This is a genomic window from Rhizobium redzepovicii, assembly GCF_019793435.1.
GTDB classification, from domain to species: domain Bacteria; phylum Pseudomonadota; class Alphaproteobacteria; order Rhizobiales; family Rhizobiaceae; genus Rhizobium; species Rhizobium redzepovicii.
In genome coordinates this window covers 1-451 of record NZ_JAILYH010000079.1, presented here as the reverse complement: position 1 = coordinate 451, position 451 = coordinate 1, and the positions used below count along the sequence as shown (strand labels likewise).

Sequence of the window (451 nt, the reverse complement as noted above, 5' to 3'; positions counted from 1 at the left end):
ATCCTAAACAGAACCTGAAGGGTGAAAACGAACTTAGGGCCAGCCTGTCGAAGCTGGAGAGCCTATCGGCACCGGATGCCCGGTCGCGAATCCTGGAACTGGAGGGCCAGCATGCCTGTCGCAGGGAGACGGTCTGGGCGAAGCGCGGGGAAGCGCCCTTGGCTCAGGCTCTGTCCTTCCTGGCCGAGGTGGCGAAGGCGAAGGCGCTCCCGGCACATGACGGGGACGCCTTGGCGGAATCCTATGTCGATAGTGGCGCGGGCGTGGATTCAGCCGCTATGCAGGCGTTGGCCGCGGCACCCCGTGACGTCGATCGGAACGTCGTGTCCGTGGCCCTGCGAGCGATCTATCTGCCTTGGCTCGAGGAAGGCGCCAACGCGCTTCAGGAACTGATCCGGACGGGCGGCGTGAAGCTCGCAAAGCCAGAGGCAACGAAGTCAACGGCGACGAC

At 64.5% G+C, this 451-nt stretch carries 1 pseudogene; it reads left to right on the top strand.

Annotation, left to right across the window (positions count from 1 at the left end):
• A pseudogene (locus K6N12_RS33655) lies at positions 1 to 451 on the top strand (hypothetical protein); the annotation flags it as partial.